The 7775-nt window shown below is 64.3% G+C and carries 7 protein-coding genes; 6 read left to right on the forward strand and 1 reads right to left on the reverse strand.

Features of this window, described 5'->3' with window-relative positions; genetic code table 11:
* The 6 genes from E5W70_RS03130 to E5W70_RS03155 form a co-directional block, all read left to right on the forward strand.
* On the forward strand, positions 1-1141 hold a 1141-nt coding region (locus tag E5W70_RS03130), incomplete at its 5' end, for a lytic murein transglycosylase (RefSeq protein WP_292653969.1).
* A 201-nt stretch (positions 1142-1342) separates the two neighbouring features.
* Positions 1343-2986: an ABC transporter substrate-binding protein gene (locus E5W70_RS03135; protein WP_292653970.1), complete on the forward strand. Its 1644-nt coding sequence runs from the start codon at positions 1343-1345 to the stop codon at positions 2984-2986.
* An 18-nt stretch (positions 2987-3004) separates the two neighbouring features.
* Entirely contained in the window at positions 3005-4072 is a 1068-nt protein-coding gene (locus E5W70_RS03140; RefSeq protein WP_292653971.1) for an ABC transporter permease, read from the forward strand.
* The gene (gene nikC / locus E5W70_RS03145; RefSeq protein WP_292653972.1) at positions 4069-4989 is read left to right on the forward strand and encodes a nickel transporter permease; all 921 of its coding nucleotides are present in this window, start codon (positions 4069-4071) and stop codon (positions 4987-4989) included. The genes E5W70_RS03140 and nikC overlap by 4 nt, the downstream gene beginning before the upstream one ends.
* On the forward strand, positions 4986-5819 hold the full coding sequence (locus E5W70_RS03150) for an ABC transporter ATP-binding protein (RefSeq protein ID WP_292653973.1): 834 nt from the start codon (positions 4986-4988) through the stop codon (positions 5817-5819). Before nikC ends, E5W70_RS03150 begins: the two co-directional genes overlap by 4 nt.
* Positions 5816-6562, forward strand: coding sequence for an ABC transporter ATP-binding protein (locus E5W70_RS03155; protein ID WP_292653974.1), 747 nt, complete (start codon positions 5816-5818; stop codon positions 6560-6562). The genes E5W70_RS03150 and E5W70_RS03155 overlap by 4 nt, the downstream gene beginning before the upstream one ends.
* Before the next feature lie 48 nt (positions 6563-6610).
* Here E5W70_RS03155 and E5W70_RS03160 read toward each other — a convergent pair.
* On the reverse strand, positions 6611-7775 hold a 1165-nt coding region (locus E5W70_RS03160; RefSeq protein ID WP_292653975.1), incomplete at its 5' end, for an efflux RND transporter permease subunit.

The raw sequence follows: 7775 nt of genomic DNA on the forward strand, positions 1-7775 counted from the left end.
CTGGCTTGGCAACGACCTCTGGCCCGAAGCCAGCGCCAAAGGCATCTCCAGGAAAACCTTCGATGCCGCCTTCGACGGCGTCAAGCCGAACCTCAAGCTGCCCGATTTGGTGAAGCCGGGCGAGAAGGCGACGACGCCGCAGAAACAGCACCAGGCCGAATTCGGTTCGCCCGGCGCCTATTTCGCCGAAAAGATAGTCCGTACGGTGACCGCCGGCGGCCGCACCCGCGAGGCGGCCAACGCCAGCACGCTTGCCGCAATTGAGAAACGCTATGGCGTGCCCGGCGAAGTGCTGCTGGCGATCTGGGGCCGCGAGAGCGGCTTCGGCGCGGCGAAGATGCCTTATGACGCCTTCGAGGTGCTGGGCACCAAGGCGTTCATGTCGACCAAGAAGGAATTCTTCCGCACCGAGCTCTTGGCTGCGCTCGAGATCGTCGAGCGCGGCCTTGCTCCGGTCCACGCGATGAAATCGTCCTGGGCCGGCGCGCTTGGCCAGCCGCAGTTCATGCCGACATCGTTTCTGAAGCATGCCGTCGATTTCGACGGCGACGGCCGCACCGACATCTGGAATTCGACGCCGGACATACTGGCATCGATCGCCAATTATCTCGTCCATTATGGCTGGGTCAGGGGCCGCGGCTGGGGCTTCGAGGTGACGGTGCCGGACAGCGTCTCCTGCTCGCTCGAAGGTCCCGACCAGGGCAAGAAGATTTCGCAATGGGCTGATATGGGCATCAGGCGCGTGTCGGGCAAACCGTTTCCGGCGAGCGAACTGAAAGCCGAAGGTTTTCTTTTGATGCCGGCGGGACGCAGCGGCCCGGCCTTCATCGTCACCCCCAATTTCTATGTGCTGAAGCAGTATAACACCAGCGATCTCTATGCTCTGTTCATCGGCCATGGCGCCGATCGCATCGCCCATGGCGACAGCAATTTCTCAGGCAATTGGGGCGCGGTCGGCGGGCTCTACCGCTCCGACATCGCCGCCCTGCAGCGGGCGCTGGAAGCGAAGGGCTACGATGTCGGCAGCGCCGACGGCCTGCCCGGCTTCAAGACGCGCCGCTCGATCGGCAAATGGCAGGCCAGCAACGGCCGATCCGCTACCTGCTTTCCCGACGCCGACCTGGTTACCGCGCTGAAATAGCCGGGTTTTCGCACCGCCGGCCTGGACCAATCAACCGTTCTGCAAATGCTCGTTGCCGCGCTCGAAACCGCCGGATATGGTGAACCGGAACCGCACAAAAAATTGCCAAGACAACGGTCCGGGGATCACCGTTCGACGCGGCAAGAAATGCCACAACCCTGAGCCGGGAACTCAGGTCAACAAAAACAGGGAACAGTTAAAATGATGATGGAAAAGTTTGCTCTACGCTCCCGCTTCTTGCTCGCGGGCGCGGCAATGTCCGCGCTGCTTCTGGCCGGTGCGCCTGCCTTCGCGGTCACGCCCGCCGACACGCTGGTCGAGGGTTTCGCCATCGACGACATCATCTCCATGGATCCGGGCGAGGCATTCGAATTGTCGACCGCCGAAATCACCGGCAACACCTACGATCTTCTGGTGCGCCTCGACCTCAGCGACACCTCCAAAGTCAAGGGCGATCTCGCGGAAAGCTGGAGCGTCTCCGACGATGGCCTGACCTACACATTCAAGCTCAAGCCCGGCCTCAAATTCGCTTCCGGCAATCCGATCACGGCAGCGGACGTCGCCTATTCGTTCGAGCGCGCCATCAAGCTCGACAAGAGCCCGGCCTTCATCATCGGCCAGTTCGGCATCGATGGCGGCAACGTCACCGAGAAGGCCAAGGCTGTTGATGATACGACGTTCCAGTTCACCGTCGACAAGGCCTATGCGCCGAGCTTCGTGCTGAACTGCCTGTCGGCGACCGTCGCCTCGGTCGTCGACGCCAAGCTGGTCAAGGAGCATGTCGCCGCGGTCACGCCGAGCGCCGATTACAAATGGGACAATGATTTCGGCAATGCCTGGCTGAAGACCGGCTATGCCGGCTCCGGTGCCTTCAAGCTGCGCGAATGGCGCGCCAACGAGGCCGTCGTCCTCGAGCGCAACGACAATTACAACGGTGAAAAGGCAAAGCTTGCGCGGGTCATCTATCGCAACATGAAGGAAAGCTCCGGCCAGCGTCTGGCGCTGGAAGCCGGCGACATCGACGTTGCCCGCAATCTCGAGCCGAACGATCTCGACGCCATCGCCAAGAATGCCGACCTCACCACCACCAGCGCGCCGAAGGGCACGGTCTATTACATCAGCCTCAATCAGAAGAACGCGAACCTCGCCAAGCCCGAGGTTCGCCAGGCGTTCAAATATCTGGTCGACTACGATGCCTTGAGCACGACCATCCTCAAGGGCATCGGCGAGATCCACCAGACCTTCCTGCCCAAGGGCGTGCTCGGCGAACTGGACGAGAACCCGTTCAAGTTGGACGTCGCCAAGGCCAAGGAACTGCTAGCCAAGGCGGGTCTCGCCGACGGCTTCAGCGTCACCATGGACGTGCGCACCGGGCAGCCGACGACGGGCATGGCGGAATCCATCCAGCAGACGCTGGGACAGGCCGGCATCAAGCTGGAGATCATCCCCGGCGACGGCAAGCAGACGCTGACCAAATACCGCGCCCGCAACCACGACATCTATATCGGCCAGTGGGGCCAGGACTATTTCGACCCGAACTCCAATGCGCAGACCTTTGCCAGCAACCCGGACAATTCGGATGAAGGCAAGACCAAGACGCTGGCCTGGCGCAACGCCTGGGACATTCCGGACCTGACCAAGCAGACCGAAGCCGCCCTGCTCGAGAAGGACGCGGCCAAGCGCGCCGCAATGTACCAGGATCTCGAGAAGAAGATCCTCGATACCAGCCCGTTCGTCATCATCCACCAGCAGCTGGAAGTGGCCGGCCTGCGCAAGAACCTCAAGGGCTTTGCGCTCGGCCCGAGCTTCGACACCAACTTCGTCGGGCCCGTCTCGAAGGAGTGACGCCGGCGGACGCGCCGTATGAGTGTGGCTGAAAGCGAAGTGACGGCAGGGCGCGGCGGCGCCCGTGCTGTTGCCGTGGCCTCATCGATCGCCAGGTTCCTGGTCATCGCGATAACGACCTATCTCGGTCTGCTCGCGGTGACCTTCTTCATCGGCCGCGTGATCCCGATCGACCCGGTGCTGGCGGTGCTCGGCGACCGGGCGCCGGCCAATGTCGTCGAACGCACGCGCCGCGAGATGGGCCTCGACCTGCCGCTGGTCGAGCAGTTCTACATCTATGTCAAACATGCCCTGAACGGTGATTTCGGCACCTCGGTGCTGACCACCAATCCGGTGATGACCGATATTCGCCGCGCCTTTCCCGCGACGCTCGAACTGGCGACGCTGGGGACACTGATCGGTTCGGTGATCGGCGTGCCGCTCGGCGTGCTGGCCGCGGTGCGGCGCGGCAGCATCATCGACCAGGTCGTGCGCATCATCGGTCTTGTCGGCTATTCCGTGCCGATCTTCTGGCTCGGACTGCTGGCGCTGGTGCTGTTCTACGCCAAGCTGCAATGGGTCGCCTTTCCCGGCCGCCTCGATGTCGTCTACGAATACACGTTCACACCGATTACCGGCTTTTACCTGCTGGATGCACTCTGGCAGCGGCAGTGGGACGTATTTGCCGATGCCTTCCGCCACATCATCCTGCCGGCCTCGCTGCTCGGCTATTTCTCGCTCGCCTATATCAGCCGCATGACCCGCTCCTTCATGCTGAACGAACTCACCCAGGAATACATCGTCGCGGCGCGCGCCAAGGGCCTGTCGGAAACGCGCATCATCTGGGGTCACGCGCTGCGCAACGCTGCGGTGCCGATGGTTACGGTGATCGCTCTGTCCTATGCCGGGCTGCTCGAAGGCTCGGTGCTGACCGAGACCGTGTTTTCGTGGCCGGGCATCGGCCTCTACATCACCAACTCGCTGCAGAACGCCGACATGAATGCCGTGCTTGGCGGCACCATCATCATTGGCTCGGTCTTCATCGCCATCAACCTATTCTCCGACCTGCTCTACCGGGTGCTTGACCCAAGGACCAAGGCGGGATGAGCACCGAAGCGATTCAAACCCGCCGCGACTGGCTGCTCAGCGAGCGGCCGGCGTCGCGCGTGCAGGCAAGGCTCGGCCGCGCCTATGTGGCCTGGCGGCGCTTCTCCGCCAACCGGCTGGCGTTTGCCGGCCTGCTCATCATCATCGCCCTGCTGGTGGTCGCGGCATTCGCCGATGTGCTGGCGCCCTATTCGCCGACATTCGGCGATCTCAAGGGCTCGCGGCTGCTGGCGCCGAGTGCCGCCCACTGGTTCGGCACCGACGATCTCGGCCGCGACATCTATTCGCGCATCATCTTCGGCTCGCGCTGGACACTGTACGTCGTCATTCTGGTTGCCATCATCGCCGCGCCCATCGGCTTGCTGGTCGGTACCGTCGCCGGCTATGCCGGCGGCTGGACCGATGCGATCCTGATGCGCATCACCGACATCTTTCTCGCCTTTCCGAAGCTGATCCTGGCGCTGGCCTTTGTCGCCGCGCTCGGCCCCGGCATCGAAAATGCCGTGCTTGCCATCGCCATCACCTCGTGGCCGCCCTATGCCCGCATCGCGCGCGCCGAAACGCTCACGGTGCGCAATTCGGACTACATCAAGGCGGTGCAGCTGATGGGCGCCTCGCCGTTCCGCATCGTGCTTCGCCACATCATGCCGCTCTGCATCTCCTCGCTGATCATCAGGGTGACGCTCGACATGGCCGGCATCATCCTGACCGCCGCCGGTCTCGGCTTCCTCGGCCTCGGCGCGCAGCCGCCGCTGCCGGAATGGGGGGCGATGATCGCATCGGGCCGCCGCTTCGTGCTCGACCAGTGGTGGGTTGCGGGAGCGCCGGGCTTTGCCATCCTCATCGTCAGCCTCGGCTTCAACCTGCTCGGCGACGGCCTGCGCGACGCGCTCGACCCCCGAAGCGGTGACCAATGAGCGCGCTTCTCGAAGTCGATGACCTGCGCGTCACCTTCCCGACGCGCACCGGCCTGATCGAGGCGGTGCGCGGCGTTTCCTTCTCGCTCGGCCGCGAGCGGCTCGGCATCGTCGGCGAGAGCGGTTCGGGCAAGTCGCAGACCGGCCGCGCCATCATGGGCGTCACCCCGCCGCAGGCCGAGGTGACCGCGAAGACGCTCGCTTTTGACGGCATCGACCTGCTGGCCGCCTCGCCGCGCGAGCGTCGGGCGCTGCGTGGCAAGCGTATCGCCATGATCCTGCAGGATCCGAAATATTCGCTCGACCCGGTGATGAGCATCGGCCGCCAGATCGTCGAGACGCTGCGCACGCATGAGAAGGTCTCCAAGGCCGAGGCTCGAGACCGCGCGCTGGCCATGCTGGAGGCCGTGCAGATCCGCGATCCGGCCCGTGTCTTCGACCTGCATCCGCACGAGGTCTCCGGCGGCATGGGCCAGCGCGCCATGATCGCCATGATGCTGATCGCCGGGCCGGAAATGATGATCGCCGACGAGCCGACCTCGGCACTCGACGTCACCGTGCAGCTCGACGTGCTCGGCATCCTCGACCGGCTGGTCAGCGAGCGCGGCATGGGGCTGATCTTCATCTCGCACGATCTGCGCCTGGTCTCGTCCTTCTGCGATCGTGTCATCGTCATGTATGCCGGCAAGGTGGTCGAACAGCTCAAGGCCTCGGAACTCGGCCGCGCCCAGCATCCCTATACGCGCGGCCTGCTCAACTGCATGCCCAAGATCGGCGCCGACCGCCACCCGCTGCCGGTACTCGACCGCAAGCCGGAGTGGGCGGCATGACGGCAGCCCTTTCCGTCGACCGGCTGGAGGTGGTCTTCGACCGTTTTCGCGCGCTGAAGGGTGTCAGCATCGAGGTCAAATCTGGCGAATCCTTCGGCTTGGTCGGCGAATCCGGCTCAGGCAAGTCGACGCTGCTCAGGGCAATCGCCGGCCTGGCGCCAGCCGCATCAGGCACCATTACCGTCAACGGCAAGACGCTCGGCGCGCGCCGCGACAAGGCGTTCTACCGCGAGGTGCAGATGGTGTTCCAGGACCCGTACGGCTCGCTGCACCCACGCCAGACCGTCGACCGCCTACTGCAGGAGCCACTCGCCATTCACGGCTTCGCCGACGGCGAAAAGCGCATCCAGCGGGCGCTGGACGAGGTCGGCCTGGGCACCGGATTCCGCTTCCGCTATTCGCATCAATTATCGGGCGGCCAGCGTCAGCGCGTCGCGATCGCGCGCGCCCTGATTCTGGAACCGTCGATCCTGCTGCTCGACGAGCCGACCTCGGCGCTCGACGCTTCGGTGCAGGCGGAGGTGCTGAACCTGCTGGAAGAGATCAGGCGGCGGCGCAAGCTGACCTTCCTGATGGTCAGCCACGACCTCGCCATCATCACTCACATATGCGAGCGGCTGATGGTGATGCAGAACGGCGAGGCCGTCGAGAATCTGGCGGCGGACGATCTTGTCGAACGCCGTGTCACCAAGGATTATACGCGCAATTTGCTGAGGGCAAGCGAGGGGTTCGTGAGGGCTTAGCGGTATCTTTCTATTCCACGTGCTGCGACTCAATTCGCAACCGTGCGGTCAGGCCACGCTGCGTATAGGAACCTCGTCGCCACCGTTTGCGCTCTCCTCGTTTTCAGGCGTTCCTTTCGGCTCCTTGATCCGAAACCACGTCACATAGAGCGCTGGCAGGAACAGCAGTGTGATCGCCGTGCCGGCGATGATGCCGCCCATCATGGCATAGGCCATCGGCCCCCAGAACACTTCGCGTGCGATCGGGATCAGCGCCAGGCTCGCGGCCGCCGCTGTCAGCGCGATCGGCCGCATGCGATGCTCGGTCGCCTCGATGACGGCGGCCCAGCGGTCCTTGCCCTCGTTCACAAGATCCTCGATCTGGACGATCAGGATGACAGAATTGCGGATCAGGATGCCGATCAGCGCCAGCACGCCGAGGATGGCAACGAAGCCGAGCGGTGCCCCGCTCGGCACCAGCGCGGCCACCACGCCGATCAGGCCGAGCGGCGCCACCGCCACGACCAGGAACAGGCGCTGGAAGCTCTGCAACTGCACCATCAGGATGGTCGCCATGATGAACAGCATCAGCGGCACCACGGCGGCTATCGGCCCCTGGCTGTTGGCGCTTTCCTCGACCGAGCCGGCGGTGGCGATCGAATAGCCCGGTGGCAATTTGGCGATGAAGGCGTCGACCGACGGTTTCACCTCGTTGACCACGGTGGCGGGCAGCACGTCGCCGACCAGCCCGGCGCGCACGGTGATGGTCGGGATGCGGTCGCGGCGCCACACCGTCGGCTGCTCGAGCTCGTAGCGGAAGTTCGCCACCGCGGCCAGCGGGATCGCCTCGCCGGTTCCGGTTGGCAATTGCATGTTCTGCAGTGTGCCGATCGAACCCCGTTCGGCCTCGCGCGAACGGGCCACCACATTGATCAGATAGGTCGCGTCTCGCACCTGGGTGATGGTGGAGCCGCCGACCGTGCTGTTCAGCGCGCTGGCGATGTCCGAAGAGGTGATGCCGAGTTGCCGTGCCTTGTCCTGCAGCACGTCGACCCTCAGCACGCGCTCGGGCTCGTTCCAGTCGAAAGTGGGTGCGGCCAGCTGCGGATTGGCGGAAATGATGCCGGCGAATTCCTGCGCCAGTGTCCGTACCGTCTGGACGTCAGGACCACCGACGCGGTACTGCACCGGCCGCCCGACCGGCGGCCCGAGTTCGAGCGGCTTGACAAAGGCG

Origin of the sequence: Mesorhizobium sp. (assembly GCF_005063415.1) — a bacterium.
Lineage (GTDB): Bacteria > Pseudomonadota > Alphaproteobacteria > Rhizobiales > Rhizobiaceae > Mesorhizobium.